Origin of the sequence: Paenibacillus xerothermodurans, from assembly GCF_002220865.2 — a bacterium.
Taxonomy (GTDB): domain Bacteria; phylum Bacillota; class Bacilli; order Paenibacillales; family NBRC-103111; genus Paenibacillus_S; species Paenibacillus_S xerothermodurans.
In genome coordinates this window covers 162,705-181,518 of record NZ_NHRJ02000004.1, presented here as the reverse complement: position 1 = coordinate 181,518, position 18,814 = coordinate 162,705, and the positions used below count along the sequence as shown (strand labels likewise).

The window sequence follows — 18,814 nt, the reverse complement described above, 5'->3', positions numbered from 1 at the left end:
GGTGAATGTTAGCGCCGAAACGAAACGCCGTGCAGCAATTGTTTTTTTTAATAGGCATGTATGGGCACTATCTGAAAGTATATGTCAAGACGTTAGTGGAGTATCGGGCGGATACGATCATCGCGGTTGCGGCGGGTATCGTCGCTCAAGGAAGCACGCTGGTGTTTTTGTCGGTCATTTTTCAGCGCATACCGCAGCTCGCCGACTGGGGATTCTACGAGATGGTTTTTATTTTCGGTCTTGCGGCGACGGCAAAGGCGCTCAATCAGACGATTTTCAACGCGCCCTTTACCTTAACGGGGTTCATACGGCGGGGACAGATGGATGTCATGATGGTCCGGCCGGTCGGTGCGCTTTTCCAGACGATTGGGCATTCGCAGGAGCTGAACGGCGTGGGCCAGCTGATCACCGGAATGGTCATTTTAGTTTATGCCGGAGCCCGTGTGGATATGGCTTGGACGGTTTGGACTGTGCTGTACACCGTGATCGCACTGTTTAGCAGCGCTTTGATCCAGTTTGCCGTGCTGCTCACCATAAGCGTGCTCACTTTTTGGGTGCATGAGATAAGGTCACTGATTTATCCGGTGAACTGGCTGTTTGATTTCACGCGTTATCCGCTTGACATTTTTCATCCGGTCTTGCGCGGGCTGCTAACCTACGTTGTGCCTTATGCGCTGGGCAGCTTTTTTCCCGCCGCCTACCTGCTGCGTCCCGGTCTCTACTCTTGGGCCGCGTGGGGCGTACCTGCGACGGCTGCCGTCGTGGTACTGTTGGCTTACGGGCTGTGGGCCGTGGGACTTAAGCGATACGCAAGTGTAGCAGGATAACCCGTAAGCACGAGTTGGCCCAGCGCTATCTTTTGCTTCGCAAGTTCACATTTCTTCAACAATGCTCTGAGAGAAACGAGGCTGCCCATGCCGGTCAGTCTCATTTTTCATGTGCATCTGGCGGTTCATACGTCCCATAAACGAGAGGTATACTCCGCGGGTGCCCGCATTCGGTGACGTCTTTGAGTGCTGTTTTTAGCAAGAATAGTTAAAATTACCCAGTCATAAGGTTTTACATACATTTTACGTTTCACGCGTTTAAACTTTACACTTGCTTGCTAACATGTGCATGTAAACAAAAAAATAGATAGGGCAAAGGGAGGACATGCAAAGTGTTCAAGCGTCTTTCAAAAAAAGGGTTTAGCTCGGCTTTGATCGCAATTTTGATGATGGGGGTTCTTTCAGCGTGTGGTGGGCAATCAGCGGCTCCGGCAGACACCAATCCGTCCGGAAACGGCGCGGCGCCGGCGGCACAAGAATTAAGCGGCACGGTAACAGCTTCGGGTTCCAGTGCGCTGCTTCCGTTGGCGAAGCAAGCGGCAACCGAGTTCATGGACAAAAATCCTGAAGTCACCGTTAACGTAACTGCCGGCGGATCCGGCACGGGCCTGAAGAACGTGGCAGACGGCACGTCCAATATCGGTAACTCCGATATCGAAGCCGGCGACCAATATAAAGATAAAGGCCTAGTTGACCATGTAGTTGCAATTGCTCCGTTCGCTTTGATCGTCAACAAGGGCGTTCCGGTGGATAACCTGACGAAGGCACAAGCAGCTGACATTTTCACAGGTAAAATCACAAACTGGAAAGAAATCGACGGCAAAACCGATGCGAAAATCGTAGTGGTACACCGTCCGGACAGTTCCGGCTCTAAAGCACTGGTTAAGAAAATCGTTCTGGACAATAAAGAGTTTACAAAAGACGGCGTCACACAAGAATCCAGCGGTGCGGTAGCCACAACTGTCGGTTCCACAGCAAATGCGATCGGTTACGTGGACACTCCTTACCTGAACGACTCTATCAAAGCGGTGAAGTTCGACGGAGTAGCATTCAGCAAAGAGAGCATCAAAGAAGGCAAATATCCATTGTACGGTGTAGAGCACATGTACACTAAAGGCGAGCCTACAGGCGCAGTAAAAGCATTCTTAGATCACATCATGTCGCCAGAGTTCCAGACACAGAAGGTAGAGCAACTGAAATTCCTCCCTGCCGACCTGCTAAAAAAGTAATATAAAAACAGGCAAAAAGACACGGGCTCGCTCCGTGTCTTTTTTGTCGGTTGCGTGAGGCACCTGCTAGGCATCCGCGAACTTTGTCTAAAACTATTCAATTTTTACATTCCCTTAACAATACCAAGGCACCGCTTTTACAATTGTCCCCTATACTAGGAAGCGATAAGAGCATGCGACTTGATGCCTTATTACTGACAGAAGCGGTTATAGCGCACCGTAACTAAGCAATCATACACTGGGGGGCATTGGTGTGAACACTTTCGCTGACAAGCTCACTGATAGAGCCAAGAAAGATGAAAAATTAAACCTTTGGGCAAAAAAGCAGAACCGCGCGGATCAATTGATGCGATGGATATTTGTCGGAAGTGCGATCGTTGTTTCGGCGATTATATTTTCTATTATTGCATTCGTAGGTTTACAAGGCGTGAAGACGTTTGGTGACGTCTCACCGTGGGCTTTCTTTTTTTCAACAGAATGGACACCGGCAAACGGTGAGTTCGGGATCTTTTCGTTCCTGTACAGCACTCTGCTTCTAACTTTGCTATCGGTGCTGTTATCGGTGCCGCTCGCTTTATCCGGGGCTGTTTTTATGGCGAAAATGGCTCCGAGTTGGCTGCGTGAAATCATGCGTCCGGCTACCGATTTGTTTGTCGGAATTCCGTCCGTCGTTTACGGCTTGATCGGATTGACGGTTGTTGTGCCGTGGCTCGCTAAAGTGACGGGCACGATCGGCTACGGTATTTTACCTGCAGCGATCATTCTTGCCATCATGATTTTGCCAACTATTTTGTCCATTTCCGAGGATGCCATACGCGCACTCCCAATCCGCTTGGAAGAAGCTTCTCTCGCACTGGGTGCGACCCGGTGGCAAACCATCTGGAGAGTGCTGCTACCTGCAGCCCGTCCGGGCATCATCACCGGTATTATTCTCGGTATGGGCAGAGCCATCGGTGAAACTATGGCCGTGTTCATGGTAATCGGGAACTCGCCTCAGATGCCCGGATCGCTGCTGGAGTCAACTACCGTGCTGACTACCGCGATCGTGAAGGATATGGGAAATACCAACTACGGAACGCCATGGAACAACGCTTTGTATTTGATGGCGCTCGTTCTTCTGCTGATTTCGTTGTTTATGATTATTGCAATTCGCATCGTAGCCAAGAGGAGTGAGCTCAAATGACCAGTAAAACCACCGATCGGATTGCCACAACATTCTTTTGGGCGGCCGGCTTCGTCATCATGCTGCTGTTGGCATGGTTTCTGATTCGGATTTTGGGTGACGGGCTTCCGCATCTGTCCTGGAAGTTCATTTTCGGGAAGCCGCAGGAAATTATGGCTGGCGGCGGCGTAGGCCCGATGCTGTTCAATTCCTTCTACATTTTGTTCTTATCCCTGCTGTTCTCGGTGCCTATTGGGCTAGGTGCAGGCATCTATTTGACAATCTATGCGAAACAAAACCGATTCACGGACTTTATCCGAATTTCGGTTGAGGCTCTGTCCTCGGTACCGTCGATCGTATTCGGCCTGTTCGGTTTTCTGCTGTTTGTAAATTTGATGGATTTGAAATTTTCGATTATCGGCGGAGCTGCAACTTTATCTCTGCTCAATCTGCCTGTTCTTGTCAGGGTAACGGAAGAGTCGCTGCGCTCGGTGCCTGAATCGTACTGGGAAGCATCACTGGCGCTTGGCTCGACCCGCTGGCAGGCGATTCGCAAGGTACTGCTGCCGGCCGCGCTTCCAATACTGATCACGGGGATCACACTGGTGGCGGGACGAGCGCTGGGTGAGTCGGCAATTCTGATCTACACTGCAGGCTTGTCCGTATCGCGGCATTTTCCGGATTTCAGCCCATTAGCAATGGGCGAAACGTTAGCCACCCACTTATGGTATGTCCAGTCCGAAGCCATTGTGCCGGACGCCAAACAGATTGCTCAAGGCAGTGCAGCGCTTCTGTTGATCGTCGTACTCATGTTCAATTTGTTGATTGGTATTCCTAGCCGTTTGATACAAAAAAGACTGACCGGAGGTAAATAAACGTGATCGAACAACATAAGATTACAGTGGAACAACTTAACTTGTTTTATGGCGACAACCAGGCACTCCACAACATCGGCTTGGACATCAAGAATAATTCGATCTCTGCATTGATCGGACCGTCCGGGTGCGGCAAATCAACCTTCTTGAGAACGTTGAACCGTATGAACGACTTGATTGACTCTGTCAGGATCGAAGGAAAAATTTTTGTGGACGGGCAAAACATTTACGGTAATGATATGGATGTCGTGTCGCTTCGGAAAAAAGTAGGCATGGTCTTCCAGCGCCCTAACCCGTTCCCGATGAGCATTTACGATAATATTGCCTACGGCCCTCGCATCCATGGCACGAAGAAGAAGGCTGTGCTCGATGAAATTGTGGAAAAAAGCCTGGTTCAGGCCGCTCTCTGGGATGAGGTCAAAGACCGCCTGAGCAAGTCGGCTTTGGGCTTGTCTGGCGGTCAGCAGCAGCGCTTGTGCATTGCGCGTCTGCTGGCGGTGGAGCCGGAGGTGCTGTTGATGGATGAGCCCACCTCCGCGTTGGACCCGATTTCTACGCTGAAGGTGGAAGAGCTGACACAGACTTTGAAGGAAAAATACACCATCATTATCGTGACACACAACATGCAGCAGGCAGCAAGAATTTCCGACTACACATCATTCTTTCTTAACGGTGTATTGGTTGAATCAGATCAAACGGACAAGATCTTCACGGCTCCAGCGGATCAAAGAACAGAAGATTATATCACCGGACGTTTCGGCTAACAACGCACAGGAAGGAAGTATGGTATGGACACGAGAGTGAATTTTCACCAATCGCTCGACGAGTTGCAAAGCACGCTGCTGCTGATGGGGGACCGGGTAAAAGAATCGATTTCACAAGCTGTCGAATCTCTATCCTCCCTGGATGAAGGTCTGGCTAGAGAGATTATCGACAATGACGATATCATCGATGACATGATGCTGGATGTGGAAGAGAGCTGCCTGCGGCTAATCGCACTGCAGCAGCCGATGGCAAGCGACTTGCGCACTATCGGCATGGCGCTCAAGATTGCAACGGATTTGGAACGGATCAGCGATCATGCGGTGGATATAGCCAAAATCACGATTCGGCTGTCCGGCGAGGAGCTCGTCAAGCCTCTGGAAGATATTCCAAGGATGGCGCTACTTGTCAAAGATATGCTGCACGAAAGTATGCTGTCGTATACCGAGCGGAACATACACAGGGCGGCCGCGCTGGCGGAGAAGGACGACGAGGTCGACAAGTTGTACAGTACGGTGATGACGGAAATTATCGGACTGATGAACGGTGATTTCGTGCGCAACCGCCAGCTGTCACATTTGATGTTTACAGCCCATTATTTGGAGCGAGTGGCTGATCACGCAACGAATATCGGCGAAGGTGTCATTTATATGGTGACAGGCAAGCGCAAAGATTTGAACGTGTGACAAAACCACAGGGGGCCGCAAAAAGCGGGCTCCTTATTTTCATCCTCTCGGCAGCGTGAGAATTTGAGGATTCGACTGGTTTGCCAGTGCTCCTCACCGCCGTTTCCACCGCTTTCTATGCAAAAAGCTCCAGGAGCTGAATGATTTGTTGAATGCCGTATACGTTGCGCTTGCCAAGCTTGTGGTGGTCGATTTTTGGCGGATGGGACTGCTCCTGCCGCTGAATCCAGACCGAGTCCATGCCCGCTTTCGCCGCGCCGCACACATCGTGCTTCCATGAGTTACCCACCATGACCACCTGTCGCGGGGATAGTCCCAATGTGCGGATGGCGGTTTTAAACAACGATGTTCCAGGCTTTTTGTCCGCCTGCCGCTGTGCAGTAAAGATGTGAGCTTCCGGAAAATAAGGGTCCAGCCCAAACCGGCTGAGCAGGTGAACAACCTCCCGCCGCGGGCTATTGCTGATGATGGCCAGCTTGTAACGCGGGGAGAGCTGCGGCAGGAGCTCTACCACGCCTGGCGCGAGTGATTTGGCGGTAAGCCGGTAATTTCTGATGGTATAAAAAAAGTCGTGTGTGAATTTCTGGTGGACCGGGATATTCAACTGCTTCAATGCCGACCGAAGGCACTGCTGCTGCAGGTCTTCGAGCACAAGCCGCACGTTTTTCAGTTTTTTTTGCTGCTGCCAGTGATGTTGATACGCTTCCCACAGCGCATCGGCATGAGGAAATCCGTCGTCTTGCGACCATCGCGCGGCATAATCGCTCCAGACGGAACGGAAAGCCTGCTCAAAATGCAAACCCTGATGAATAAGGGTTTGATTCACGTCGAAACAGATCGCTTTTTTACCTTGGAGCGGATAACGAGTGCTCATTGCGTACTACCTCCGTTCGTGCTGGGCGTTCATCCATTACTTATGTTTATGCTGAAACGTGCGGCGTCACCCCTCAGATGCGACAGGGGCGATGCTTTTTTTCTTTCATCGTCCTATGCTATCATGGAGGGAGTATGGAGAATGAGGTGTAACGATGTCCAAGTTAATATTGATTGACGGTAACAGCATCGCAAGCCGTGCTTTTTTTGCACTGCCGCTGCTGAGCAATTCCAGCGGTCTTCACACGAACGCTGTGTACGGCTTTACCACGATGCTGCTTAGACTCATCGACGAACAAAAACCGACGCACTTTCTAGTGGCATTCGACGCTGGAAAAGCGACGTTTCGACATAAGGATTATGCTGAATATAAAGGCGGCCGCGCCAAAATGCCGAGCGAGCTCGGAGAACAGTTCCCGCTGTTGAAAGATTTGCTGCGCGCGTTTGGCATCTCGCAGTTTGAGCTCGAGGGATACGAGGCCGACGATATCATCGGAACGATCACCCGGGTGGCTGATGAGCGGGGAGATATGGAAGTAGTCGTGGTAACGGGCGACAAGGACATGCTGCAGCTGGCTTCCGAGAAGGTAAAGATCGCACTGACTCGCAAAGGGATCAGCGAGGTCGAGCTGTTCGATCCTCCATATATCAAAGCCAAATATGATCTTACACCGCAGCAAATTATAGATCTAAAAGGCTTGATGGGTGATGCCAGCGATAACATTCCGGGTATCCCCGGCGTGGGTGAGAAGACCGCGTTGAAGCTGCTGCATGAATTTGAAACGGTAGAAGGTGTGCTGTCACATACCGCAGAGTTGAAAGGAAAGATGCGGGAAAAAATTGAACAGCATGCTGATGATGCACGCATGAGCAAGGAGCTGGCTACGATTTTCCGTGAGGTGCCTATGGAAACCTCTTGGGATGAGCTCGTGTATAACGGCTATCAAGGACCAGCATTGGCGGATATGTTCCGCAAACTCGAGTTCAAGTCATTGCTGGAAAAAATGGATTTTGCCGGAGTTGACGCTGCAGGCGCGGATCAGCCTCCGCAAGCCGACATTAAGGCGGTATTGGTCGATCAGGAGAAGCTGCCTGAGCTGATAGAAGCACTCGCGGCGGTGGACGCCTTGCACGTCGAAGTGGTTGGCGATAATCCCCATGCCGGTTATATTCTTGGTATAGCGCTGCATTCGACTGACGTGTGTTATTATGTGCCCTTTGATCTAGTCAAGGACGGCGCGGCCGAGATCGAACCTTTCAAAGCATGGCTCGAATCGGCAGATAAGGCTGTGGCGGTCTTCGATCAGCATCGTGCCGAGGTCGCGCTCCATTGGCAGGGCATCTGCCTGCGGGGCACATCGTTCGATCCGATGCTGGCAGCATATTTGCTGGACCCCACCGAGTCGGAGCTGGCGCTGAGCGGCATCGCGAAGAAGTACGCCCTGCCTGCGCTTCAGCCGGACGAGGATGTTTTCGGCAAAGGAGCCAAGTTCAGGGTACCCGCGGCAGAATTGGTGAGTGAGCACTTGTGCCGGAAAGCGCACGCGGTTCACAGCTTGGTAGAGCCGATGAAGCGGGATCTGGAGAGCAATGAAATGCATCGGCTGTACTACGATCTCGAGCTGCCGCTGGCAGCCGTACTCGCCTCTATGGAACAAAAGGGGATCAAGGTTGACAGGGAAGCGCTCAAAGAGTATGGATCGGAGCTCGCAGGCCGCTTGGAGAGCATCATGAAGTCGATCTACGAAGCGGCTGGCACCGAATTCAACATCAATTCGCCGAAGCAGCTTGGCGAAATCCTTTTCGAGAAGCTGCAGCTGCCCGTTGTGAAAAAGACTAAAACCGGCTATTCCACCGATGCGGAAGTGTTGGAAAAGCTGGAACCGTATCATCCGATGGTCGGCCATATTCTTCTTTACCGCACGCTGGCTAAGCTCCAATCCACGTATGTAGAAGGGCTGCTCAAGGAGGTTCGCCCGGACACCGGCAAGGTACACACGTACTACCGGCAGACTATAGCGGCGACCGGACGGCTGAGCAGTCAATACCCGAACCTGCAAAACATTCCGATCCGCCTGGAAGAAGGACGCAAGATCCGCAAGGTATTTACGCCGTCCAAGCCGGGATGGTCCATGCTGACCGCCGATTATTCGCAAATTGAGCTTCGTGTGCTCGCCCATATTTCGCAGGATGAAAAGTTGATGGAAGCGTTCGTGAATGATATGGACATTCATACCAAAACCGCAATGGACGTATTCGGTGTGGAGGAATCCGCCGTGGACTCGAATATGCGCCGTTCGGCCAAGGCCGTGAACTTCGGTATCGTGTACGGTATCAGCGACTACGGGCTCTCGCAAAACTTGAACATCACCCGCAAAGAGGCGGCAAGCTTCATCGAACAGTATTTTGCTGTGTTCAAAGGGGTTCGGCAGTATATGGACGAGATTGTGAAGGAGGCCCGGCAAAACGGATATGTCACCACACTGCTGCATCGTCGCCGGTATCTGCCAGAAATCAATGCATCCAACTTCAATCTTCGCTCCTTCGCTGAACGTACTGCCATGAACACGCCGATACAGGGCACAGCCGCTGATATCATCAAGCTGGCTATGGTGCAAATGGACGAGCGATTGAAGCAGGAAGGGCTGCAAAGCCGGATGCTGCTGCAGGTGCACGATGAATTGGTGTTTGAAGTACCTAACGATGAAGTGGAAATAATGACAACCATTGTGCCGGATGTCATGGAGCATGCTTTGGAGCTGGGCGTGCCGCTTAAAGTAGATGTCGACACCGGTGCCAACTGGTATGAAGCTAAGTAGATAATCATTAGACTAGTACAACAACCTAGAGGTGAATCAACATGCCGGAGCTGCCGGAGGTCGAAACGATCCGACGTACTTTAAACCAATTGGTGGTGGGCAAAACAATTGACCGTGTCAAAGTACTGCTGCCGCGGATCATCCAGCGGCCGGAGGACGTAGAGGAATTTTGCTTTTTGTTGGCGGGACAAACTATGCGGAGCGTAGAACGAAGAGGGAAGTTTCTGCGTTTTGTTATGGATGATTACACACTGGTATCCCACCTGCGGATGGAGGGCCGGTACGGCCTGTATGATCGGAATGACCCGTTGGAGCTGCACACACATGTCGTGTTCAGCTTCACCGACGGCAGTGAGCTGCGTTATAAGGATGTACGCCAGTTCGGAACGATGCACTTATTCCCAAAGGGACAAGAGTTTGAGGAGAATCCTCTGAAGAAGCTCGGGATTGAGCCGCTCGCTGAGGCATTCACGCTGGAAGCGTTCCGTGCCAAGCTCGCGGGCAGGTCTACCAAAATCAAGCCGCTGCTCCTGAATCAAGAATACATCGTCGGCATCGGGAATATTTATGTGGATGAGTCCCTTTTTGTGGCAGGCATTCATCCGGAGCGTGAGGCCCGTTCGCTCACCCGCAAGGAGACTGCCGCCCTGCATTCAGCCATTGTATCCACATTGCAGGACGCGGTGCGGGCAGGCGGATCATCTATCAAATCCTACGTGAATGGCCAGGGCGAGATCGGCATGTTTCAGCATCAGCTGAAAATGTACGGACGGAAAGCCGAATCGTGCTACAACTGCGATCATCCTATTGAGAAAACCGTGCTGGCAGGCCGCGGGACACACTACTGTCCGAAGTGCCAGCCCATGAAGAGAAAGAGAGCCAAAAAGGTTAAGGGAGCGCTACGCCCATGAATATCGGTTTGACTGGTGGAATCGCCTGCGGTAAGAGCACCGTATCGAATATGCTGGTGGAACGCGGCGCACTACTTGTGGACGCCGATCGTATAGCCAGGGAGGTGGTTGAGCCGGGCAGCCCTGTGTTGTCACAAATAGCGGCGCGGTTTGGCTCGGAGGTTCTGTTACCGGCCGGTGCGCTCAACCGTAAAAAGCTGGGCGAGCTCGTCTTCGGTAATGCGGAGGCGCGCAAAGACCTGCAGAACATCATGCATCCATCCATTCGAGCTGTCATGCGCGAGCGGATGAAGGATTATGAGCTTTCACATCCGGACAAGCTGGTGGTCGTGGACGTGCCGCTGTTGTATGAATCGGGATTGCAGTCGATGTTTGAAGCGGTTATGGTCGTGTATGTGCCGCGTGATGTGCAGCTGGACAGATTGATGCAGCGCGATCAGCTAACACTGGCGCAAGCCGAACAAAGGCTGGCGGCGCAGATGGATATCGAGCGGAAAAAGGACAAAGCTGACGTGGTAATAGACAACAGGGGCACACTGGACGATACACGGCGGCAGGTGGAACGCTTCCTGATGGAGAGGAGGCTGCTATGAGCTGGGGTTTTTGGCGGAAAAAGCGGGTGTTCGCGCTGTTTCTGCTTGCCTTCATCTTATTCATGTTTCTCAGCAGTAACATCGTAAGCAAATGGCTTTACCCAATACAATATGAAGATGAGATTCGGCTGAATGCCAACAAATACAACCTGGACCCGTTTCTGATAGCCGCGATCGTGCGTGTGGAATCCAATTATCAGACGAAAATTGAATCGAAAAAAGGCGCCTACGGGCTCATGCAGCTAATGCCGGAAACGTCCCAGTGGATCGTGGAAATAGGGCAGTTTTCACCCAGTTATAATCAGAAATTACATGATCCGATGGTGAGCATCCAATTGGGCTCCTGGTACTTGAAGTGGCTGCACAAGGAGCTCGATGGGAACACAGTGGCGGTGATCGCCAGCTACAACGCCGGGCAAGGCAAAGTGCGCCAGTGGCTGAACAATGGACGCTGGGATGGCACACGTGAGCATGTGGACGATATCCCGTATGGTGAAACCAGGCATTATATTCAACGTGTTTTATATTATTACAATAAGTATCATAAACTATACGCCGACGACTGGCGCGCACGGTGAGACACACAAAGAAGCACTGGACAGGCCGACCCCTGAGAGTCGGCGTCCAACGCTTCAATGTTATAATTTCTTAAATTAACGCTGCATGCCTTGGCCAAATTGAGTCGCTAGTTGTTGCTCGGCCAATTGCACCATACGACGCACCATGTGACCACCGACTGCTCCGGTGTCACGAGTTGCCATGTAACCGTAGTAGCCGTCTGGAGGCATCGCGATACCGAGCTCCTGAGCGACTTCATATTTCAATTGATTCAGCGCTTGGCTAGCTTGGGGTACGACCAGTATGTTATTACCGCCGCCACCGCCGCCGCCGCCGCCGCCGCCGCCGTTTCCGCCCATTAGGGATTCACCTCCTTGTCTGTTGGTAATTCTATTATGTGGCGATATGCTGAAGTTCATTACAGGGAGTCGCTGGGAAGGTTGGATTTTTCCCGGATGTTCTAACAATGAGGAGTAGACGGAATATGAAATGCCCTTACTGCGATTATCACGGTACCAAAGTGCTTGATTCAAGAGCCGCGAACGAAAATAAATCAATCCGCCGCCGCAGGGAGTGCGAGCGATGTGCCAGGCGGTTTACCACATTCGAAATGGTGGAGGAAACGCCGCTGATTGTGATTAAGAAAGACGGCAGCCGAGAGGAGTTCAGTCGTGAGAAGATGCTGAGAGGCTTGATTCGCGCTTGCGAGAAGCGCCCTGTATCAGTGGAGCAGCTGGACATGATTGTATCGGAAGTGGAGAAGCAGGTGCGTAACACTGCCCACGCCGAGGTCGACAGCCGCGCGATCGGTGAGATTGTGATGGAGCAGCTGTATCCCGTCGACGAGGTCGCCTATATACGCTTCGCATCGGTGTATCGGCAGTTCAAGGACATCAATATGTTCATGCGCGAGCTGACCGAGATTCTCTCGAAACACAATGTCAGCGATGAGAAAAAGTAACCAGGAGTTCGGCGTTGAATTTAGTTGACAATGCCGAATCACCTGTGGTATTATCATTTTTGTCGCCACGGGGCCTTAGCTCAGCTGGGAGAGCGCATCGCTGGCAGCGATGAGGTCAGGGGTTCGATCCCCCTAGGCTCCATATGACAATCAAGAATAGAGAGCCGGTCCTCGCGGACCGGCTTTTTTTCTTGTCGGAATTATTTTGTCTTCAAGTTGTAACACTAGTTGTACGCCAGCTATTTTGACCCGCACTCGCAATTCGGCAATTTGAATTGTCCGACCAGCGGCTGCAGCCGAACGGTGATTGCCTCCACGCTTTGTGGGGTAAGGTTATCTCCTCAGCTGCATCACCATCGTCGGCACAGTCGGCGGAAGAGCTCAACACGTCGTGTGTCGGTGTTTAGAATCAGCTAACACAGCCGACATAGAGCAGAAAAAAAGCCCCGCTGAATGCCGGGGCTTTAATTTTTTCACACATAATTGTGGAGTATTAGTCCATTTCGCAACAGACGTCGCTGTGTTTCAGCGTTCGCCGCACTGAGTGACAGATGCTTGTACAATGCTTTGCAGCGGCAGTGTCCGCAACAGCTAATAAGTAAAACTTACTCCTCCTGTGCGTCCTCCTGTGCTGACTCATTAGCTGATGCTTCTTCTGCCTGCGGAGCGGCAGCTGGAACTTGTCCATCGGCTGGCAGGACCCGTTTCGCGCTCACGAAAGTCTTATCCCATGAGCTGCCTTCAAAATCGGAGATCGTTACGCCTATCCCCACCCGGTAAGTATGAAGCAATTTGCCGTCCCCGATGTAAATGCTGACATGATTGATCTTGCCGTCTTTGTTCGTATCAGAGAAAACCAGATCTCCCGGTTGAAGTTGATCTTTGGACACCGATACGCCTTCCTTGGATTGTTCTCTCGACGAGCGTGGCAGCTCGATTCCATTTTCCTCATAAACATGCTGCACAAATGAGGAGCAATCAAACGAGCTGGTATTGCCCGATTTTGCGCCGAATTTGTAAGGCACTCCAAGATACTGTTTGCCTGTGTTCGCAATATTGTCTGCGACAGATGTGCCTGCAGGCACAGCCGCGTGCACAGCTGCCGGCGCCACAAGCGAGCTGCTTGTGAGAGCAGCGGAAAGGCAGAGGCTGATGCCCACTATGGTTTTGCCGAGACGTCTTTTCTTCGAGTTATTCATAATCATATGCCTCCCTATGCATGGATGTGTGTGGGTGATTGGCCCTAGAACACCATAACACACTTAAAACAACCACAAATTTCCGTGATATGCGCAAACCCTTGAATTGACTGGCATAACGCTGGACCATTAAAAGTCGATGAGAAATTTTTAATCGAGTGTTTATTGACGCTGAGAAGAGAGTGCCAAACGCAGCGGCAACCATCTGGCTACCGCTCTCCTGCGTTGTGCACATGTATGTACCGTTCGCTTAGCGCCCCTAGGACACGCGACGTCGAGCTGCTGTCGAGCCATCAAGCTCCACTGGCATGCCTATAGAGTTTGCTCATGCGACAGTTCAGCCGACCGGTAACTGCACTGTTTGTCCTATTTGATCACACGGCGTGCTTCAACGAAAGTTTTATCCCAAGTAGTTCCTTCGAATTTGGTAATGGTCACGCCGATTCCTTTTCTGTAGGTGTGAAGCAGCTGGTCCTCACCCATATACACGCTCACGTGATTAATGACGCCGTCTTTGTTCGTATCGGAGAAGACAAGATCTCCAGGCTGCAGCTGACTTTTCGATACGGATTCACCGACCTTGGACTGCTGTCTTGACGAACGTGGCAGCTTGATGCCATTTTCCTTATAGATATATTGCACAAACGAGGAGCAATCGAAAGAGCTGGTGCTGCCGGACTTTGCTCCAAATTTATATGGAACTCCTAGAAATTGTTTACCTGTTTCAAAAATGTTGTCCGCGGTTGATACAGTGGATACTTCAGCAGCTTGGGCGGATTGAGGTGCTGCGAACATACTGCCTGAGAAAGCGATCGAGAGGCTAAGAGTGATCCCTGCTAGTGTTTTACCGATACGGTTTTTCTTGGTGTTAATCATAAGTTCCTCCCTACGGTGTGTTAAATTGGTTTAGCTCATGACTCGAGAACACTGTACCACATGTGAAACACCCACCAATTACCAATAGGTGCTGAAACCCGTGCCCCGTCTCAGCTTGCGCTGGATAATTAGAAATCCATGAGAAAATTTTAATGAAAATTGGCTTGACATCTACTGATGCATGGATTAACCTGCCGCTTTGCCTTTCCTGGATCAGAACCAAAAAAGGTTATATTAGTTCGATTGCAGGTTATATTAAGCTGATTTTGATCGGGTTGCGAGCCCTCTCACGGCGCTAAACGAGCCCGTAAAGCCCGCCGTTGCAGACAAGTTAAATGCAGCCTATAGCCTGTTCCGGATGGCCGGCCTAATATGAAGGGGAATCGACAACATTTCACTTCCGGTTAAACCGAATAGGGGGATATGGCATGAAAAAAAAGCGCATACTTACGCCTGCCTGCAGCATGGTTTTGACAGTTGGCCTGCTTACCGCGTCTGGCGGCAATGCAGCGGATACACAGGGAACGGCACAGCCGCAGGACAACTCGGCTCCGTTGGAGCTATCCATTGTGACGCAGCAGGTTGGAGAAATTCCGATGAAGGATAATGAGATCGAAACGGCTATCGAGAAGAACACCAACACGAAGCTGGACATGCAGTGGATTCCTTCGGCCGCGTACGAAGAGAAGAAGAACGTCATGATCGCATCAGGTGAACTGCCGAAGGCCATCAAACTCACGTATACCGCAACATCGATCGCCAATATCCAAGCGGGGATGTTCTGGGAATTGGGGCCTTATCTCAAGGATTATCCGAACCTCGCAGAGGTCAATCCGATGTACTATGACAACATTAAAGTAGACGGTAAGGTGTACGGCGTTCCGCTATTCCGTGACATCGGCCGGGCGGGCTTGGTCATACGCAAGGACTGGATGGACAAGCTGCAGTTGAAAACGCCGGTGACGCTTGATGATTGGTACAACGTGACGAAAGCAATTGCTGAGAAAGACCCGGAGGGCAACGGAGAAGCGGACAGCTTGGGACTTTACTTAGATAAAAAGTTCGCCGACACGCCCAGCAGCGCCTTTATGACACGATTTGCCACGGCACAGGGAGCACCGAACAAATGGGGATTTATCGATGGAAAAATGACCCCGGACTTTATGACCCCGGAATATTTCGACACACTGAAAATGATTCGAAAAATGTACGCTGAGAAGCTGATCAACCAAGACTTCACAGTTACGCAAACAACCGACAACGATAATAAATGGAACAATGGCAAGCTTGGACTTCGTGTCGCGGTGGCCTCAACAGCAGACGGTTACAGGGATCTGGTTACGAAAAATGTCCCGACTGCCGAGGTCGATGTGGTGCCCCTCACCGGGCCTAAGGGCATTCGCCTGCCGGCGGAGACGGGGAACAACGGATTTTATGTCATTCCCAGATCGTCCGTCAAAACCGAAGCCGAACTGAAACGCGTGCTCCAATTTTTCAATGACCTGCTGAACGCGGATAACGCCACGCTTCTGACCAGAGGGATCGAGGGCAAGCATCATGAGAAGAACGGCAAGGTGAAGTGGAAAGACTTGAGCGCCTTTATGCGTGAGGTAAAACCATACCGTGATATGCTCCCTTCGTTCGAAATTACCGGCAAAGGATTGCCGTTGGAACTGGGGCCGTTGGCGGAGAAGCAGTGGAAAGTCGTAACGGAGAATGTGCAGTATGCCATTCCGAATCCGGCGCTGACGCTGAACTCACCTGCTTACGCGGAAAAGGGTGCGGAACTGGATCAGATGATCTCCGATTCGCAGAGTAAATTTATTATGGGCAAAATTGATGAAGCGGGCTGGCAAGCCGAAGTGGACCGCTGGTTGAAGTCAGGCGGCAGCACCGTCATTGACGAATACACCGCCGAGTATAAAAAGAGAAGCGATAAATAGCTGTACAGAACACCATCCAGAAATTGGTAATTTGCCGAGACCGGCGATTCCCAGTGCTCTTGGAGCGGTGTTTTTTATATTAATAAAAGGTTTTTCGTATAAAATAAGGAATTTGACCAAAATAATACTAGCCCGCCCGCTGAGTCATCACTTACAATGTGGCTTATGAGGAGGCAACAATCGATGAGAGTATGGTGAGAGGCTTGAACGTCGTCTTCTTATGTCTCGCTCCCACAGCAATGCTGCTGCTGGGCTGGAATATTTTACATAGCGTGCCTGTGACGTTTTTGTTGTTTTACGGTTTTCTATTGAGCGTTCCTTTTATAGAGTTGATGCTTTATAACCGTCGTACGTTTGGAGAGGCGTGCGCCGAATTCGCGGTCGAATTCAAAAGCAGAAACATGCTGTATGGCGTGATAGCAGGGATTATTTTTATGTTTGTCATCACCGGCACATTGAGCTTGCTGCAAGAACAGTTTTTCGATCAGGATGAGTTACGTGCTTTACTTCTTGAATGGCATTTTTCAGGCGCGTATGTTATTGCACTCGCAACCGTATTGATCGTCATCAACCCGTTTTTGGAGGAGATATATTGGCGCGGTTATATGTTAAGTAAACTGCGTCGAACCATGGGCATTATGAACGCAATTCTGATCACATCCATATGTTACAGCCTCTACCATTTGTTTTTGCTGGTCCCAATGTTTCACTGGCCTTTCAACGTGTTAGCCGTCATTCCCGTGTTTATCGCAGGCGTTTTCTGGGGCTGGCTGCGTCACAAGTCGGATTCCCTTCTCGGTTCAATTGTGAGCCACATTCTCGCCGACGTTGGCATTATGCTGGTGTATTTTAAATTCTTATATTGAGCGGAGGCTATTGAAAAATGGAACTGCGTAAACCATGCGAGCGTTCCGTAGCGCCACGCAAAAGAAGGCCGCGCCTGGCTTCTGTGCTCTTGGTGGCTGTACTCATATTTATGCTGATGCTGCTATTGCTTTGGTTCGTGCACATGCCTGGTCTTTCTCCCCCAGCACCAATGCCAAGTGAACCGACGCAGGCTTCTGCTGAAGCTGTCAGACAGCCTATCGACTTTCGCATGGATGATTTTGAAATCGGCTGGCTGGCGTATCACGATGCAGTAATGCACACGGAGGATGGAGGAGCGCATTGGATGGATGCGGACATGCCCGCTATTCCTGCACCACCGGCAGCAGTGCCCGATGGCATGCTGCCGTGGATGGCAGGCCGCCTGCCAAGCCCCGACACCATTACTGTCGAATCCAAGCAGTACAAGGTCAAGAAAGCGCAATTTCTTACCGCTAACGTCGGATGGGCGCTCACAGAAGCTGCGGTACAATCCGCGCAACAGGTACCATTATGGGTAACCGCCGACGGCGGACAAACATGGGGTCATGCTAGCAGCGCCGAAGCCGTGCAAGGGCTAGCGGCGGAGCGTTTGCGGATGCAGAGCATACGGCACGAGGCTGCGTATTACCCTGACAGTCAGACCGCGCGGCAGGCGATCCAGTCGGATTGGATGCTAATGCCGTCAACTGCCGCTCCGGGAGATATTATACTGGTCCGCCACCGGTCGCCGGGAGCGCTCGAGTGGCAGGGCAAGTCTTATGAGCTCCAGACGTTCGGCGCCGGTTATTTCACCTATCTGCCCGTGCCGATGAAGACGAAGCCGGGCACCTATGCCATCGGCGATCAGGAACTTACTGTTAAGGACAAAAAGTTTGATACGCAGCATCTGAAAGTGACCAAGCAAATGGAGAGTATGAGACAGGACATACAGCGGATTCAAGCTGATCAGAAGAAAATTGATCGGGCCAGAAGCACATCCATGCCTGAGTTTTTGTTCAGCGGTCCCTTCATGAAGCCTGTTGAAGGGGTACTGACAACACCGTTCGGTTACACCCGTTATGTCAACGGCAGGCTGGACAGCAGCCACATGGCGCTCGACCTTGCCGCAAAGCAGGGCACCCCGGTGAAAGCTGCGAATGACGGCGTGGTCGTATTGGCGGAAAACATATACCTTACCGGCAATGCAGTATATATCGATCATGGCATGCATCTCTTCAGCCAGTATGCGCATTTGTCGGAATTGCGGGTAAAAGCAGGCGATCGTGTGAAACAAGGTGACATTATCGGCCTGGTCGGGTCTACGGGGTTTTCGACCGGTCCCCATCTGCATTTTACGTTTTGGGCGCATAACGTGCCCGTCAATCCCGATCTTTTTTTCGATACGACCCCTTTTCATTGGCTTGAGGCTGCGCGCTGAATGCCACATGTACCTGCACATAAATCGCGGCAGCCGCCAGTTGTTTAATTACTCCAGAACCGGGTAATAAATCCCATCATCGATAGAAGGAGTGACACGCATGGCAGGCAAGCTGCTGAGAGGCAATTGGAAGCAAATCAAACACAAGGCGCAAAAGCAGTGGGGCGTGATGATGTATGAGGATCTGGATCTGATTGAGGATGGATAAGGAAAAGCAGCTTGGTAAATTTCACAAACGGTACGGGTATTCTTCAGC

General features: G+C 51.2%; 19 protein-coding genes and 1 tRNA gene. 16 read left to right on the top strand and 4 right to left on the bottom strand.

Going from position 1 to position 18,814, the window contains the following annotated elements; translation table 11 throughout:
* The first annotated feature begins 5 nt into the window (after positions 1-5).
* From CBW46_RS10230 to phoU, 6 genes are all read left to right on the top strand, one after another.
* Positions 6-827 (top strand): ABC transporter permease, encoded by an 822-nt coding sequence (locus CBW46_RS10230; protein ID WP_089199903.1) that lies wholly within the window; start codon positions 6-8, stop codon positions 825-827.
* Between the two features lie 332 nt (positions 828-1,159).
* Positions 1,160-2,056 (top strand): phosphate ABC transporter substrate-binding protein, encoded by an 897-nt coding sequence (locus CBW46_RS10225; RefSeq protein ID WP_089199902.1) that lies wholly within the window; start codon positions 1,160-1,162, stop codon positions 2,054-2,056.
* A gap of 253 nt (positions 2,057-2,309) precedes the next feature.
* Positions 2,310-3,239 (top strand): phosphate ABC transporter permease subunit PstC, encoded by a 930-nt coding sequence (pstC, locus tag CBW46_RS10220; RefSeq protein ID WP_089199901.1) that lies wholly within the window; start codon positions 2,310-2,312, stop codon positions 3,237-3,239.
* The gene (pstA, locus tag CBW46_RS10215; RefSeq protein ID WP_089199900.1) at positions 3,236-4,093 is read left to right on the top strand and encodes a phosphate ABC transporter permease PstA; all 858 of its coding nucleotides are present in this window, start codon (positions 3,236-3,238) and stop codon (positions 4,091-4,093) included. The genes pstC and pstA overlap by 4 nt, the downstream gene beginning before the upstream one ends.
* A 2-nt stretch (positions 4,094-4,095) precedes the next feature.
* Positions 4,096-4,857 (top strand): phosphate ABC transporter ATP-binding protein PstB, encoded by a 762-nt coding sequence (gene pstB, locus CBW46_RS10210; protein ID WP_341538178.1) that lies wholly within the window; start codon positions 4,096-4,098, stop codon positions 4,855-4,857.
* Positions 4,858-4,881: 24 nt separating this feature from the next.
* Positions 4,882-5,541 carry a phosphate signaling complex protein PhoU gene (gene phoU / locus CBW46_RS10205; protein WP_089199899.1) on the top strand — a complete coding sequence of 220 codons (660 nt, stop codon included), beginning with the start codon at positions 4,882-4,884 and terminating at the stop codon, positions 5,539-5,541.
* Between the two features lie 115 nt (positions 5,542-5,656).
* On the opposite strand, the gene CBW46_RS10200 is transcribed toward phoU, so the two are convergent.
* A complete protein-coding gene (locus tag CBW46_RS10200; RefSeq protein WP_089199898.1) occupies positions 5,657-6,415 on the bottom strand; it encodes an HAD family hydrolase in 759 nt (252 codons plus the stop codon).
* 154 nt (positions 6,416-6,569) lie between these two features.
* Here CBW46_RS10200 and polA point away from each other — a divergent pair, with 154 nt between their 5' ends.
* The 4 genes from polA to CBW46_RS10180 are packed head-to-tail and all read left to right on the top strand — an operon-like array spanning position 6,570 to position 11,315.
* Entirely contained in the window at positions 6,570-9,233 is a 2,664-nt protein-coding gene (polA, locus tag CBW46_RS10195) for a DNA polymerase I (RefSeq protein WP_089199897.1), read from the top strand.
* A gap of 41 nt (positions 9,234-9,274) precedes the next feature.
* The gene (gene mutM, locus CBW46_RS10190) at positions 9,275-10,144 is read left to right on the top strand and encodes a DNA-formamidopyrimidine glycosylase (RefSeq protein WP_089199896.1); all 870 of its coding nucleotides are present in this window, start codon (positions 9,275-9,277) and stop codon (positions 10,142-10,144) included.
* Entirely contained in the window at positions 10,141-10,737 is a 597-nt protein-coding gene (coaE, locus tag CBW46_RS10185) for a dephospho-CoA kinase (RefSeq protein WP_089199895.1), read from the top strand. The genes mutM and coaE overlap by 4 nt, the downstream gene beginning before the upstream one ends.
* Positions 10,734-11,315 (top strand): lytic transglycosylase domain-containing protein, encoded by a 582-nt coding sequence (locus CBW46_RS10180; RefSeq protein ID WP_089199894.1) that lies wholly within the window; start codon positions 10,734-10,736, stop codon positions 11,313-11,315. Before coaE ends, CBW46_RS10180 begins: the two co-directional genes overlap by 4 nt.
* 75 nt (positions 11,316-11,390) lie before the next feature.
* Here CBW46_RS10180 and CBW46_RS10175 read toward each other — a convergent pair whose 3' ends face one another.
* Positions 11,391-11,654 (bottom strand): alpha/beta-type small acid-soluble spore protein, encoded by a 264-nt coding sequence (locus tag CBW46_RS10175; protein ID WP_089199893.1) that lies wholly within the window; start codon positions 11,652-11,654, stop codon positions 11,391-11,393.
* A 125-nt stretch (positions 11,655-11,779) separates the two neighbouring features.
* Here CBW46_RS10175 and nrdR point away from each other — a divergent pair, with 125 nt between their 5' ends.
* Both nrdR and CBW46_RS10165 read left to right on the top strand, forming a co-directional pair.
* Entirely contained in the window at positions 11,780-12,256 is a 477-nt protein-coding gene (nrdR, locus tag CBW46_RS10170) for a transcriptional regulator NrdR (RefSeq protein ID WP_089199892.1), read from the top strand.
* 69 nt (positions 12,257-12,325) lie between these two features.
* Positions 12,326-12,398: transfer RNA gene (locus CBW46_RS10165), tRNA-Ala, on the top strand.
* Positions 12,399-12,861: 463 nt separating this feature from the next.
* Here CBW46_RS10165 and CBW46_RS10160 read toward each other — a convergent pair.
* Positions 12,862-13,455, bottom strand: a complete 594-nt coding sequence (locus tag CBW46_RS10160; protein ID WP_089199891.1) for a C40 family peptidase — start codon at positions 13,453-13,455, stop codon at positions 12,862-12,864.
* 366 nt (positions 13,456-13,821) lie between these two features.
* On the bottom strand, positions 13,822-14,331 hold the full coding sequence (locus tag CBW46_RS10155; RefSeq protein WP_089199890.1) for a C40 family peptidase: 510 nt from the start codon (positions 14,329-14,331) through the stop codon (positions 13,822-13,824).
* A 428-nt stretch (positions 14,332-14,759) separates the two neighbouring features.
* Between CBW46_RS10155 and CBW46_RS10150 the strand changes: the two genes are divergently transcribed.
* From CBW46_RS10150 to CBW46_RS22415, 4 genes are all read left to right on the top strand, one after another.
* A complete protein-coding gene (locus CBW46_RS10150; protein WP_089199889.1) occupies positions 14,760-16,274 on the top strand; it encodes an extracellular solute-binding protein in 1,515 nt (504 codons plus the stop codon).
* Between the two features lie 158 nt (positions 16,275-16,432).
* A complete protein-coding gene (locus tag CBW46_RS10145) occupies positions 16,433-17,140 on the top strand; it encodes a CPBP family intramembrane glutamic endopeptidase (protein ID WP_133253959.1) in 708 nt (235 codons plus the stop codon).
* A 17-nt stretch (positions 17,141-17,157) separates the two neighbouring features.
* Positions 17,158-18,558 (top strand): M23 family metallopeptidase, encoded by a 1,401-nt coding sequence (locus CBW46_RS10140; RefSeq protein ID WP_089199887.1) that lies wholly within the window; start codon positions 17,158-17,160, stop codon positions 18,556-18,558.
* Positions 18,559-18,658: 100 nt separating this feature from the next.
* Positions 18,659-18,766, top strand: a complete 108-nt coding sequence (locus CBW46_RS22415) for a CsbD family protein (RefSeq protein ID WP_481353854.1) — start codon at positions 18,659-18,661, stop codon at positions 18,764-18,766.
* Positions 18,767-18,814: the final 48 nt, after the last annotated feature.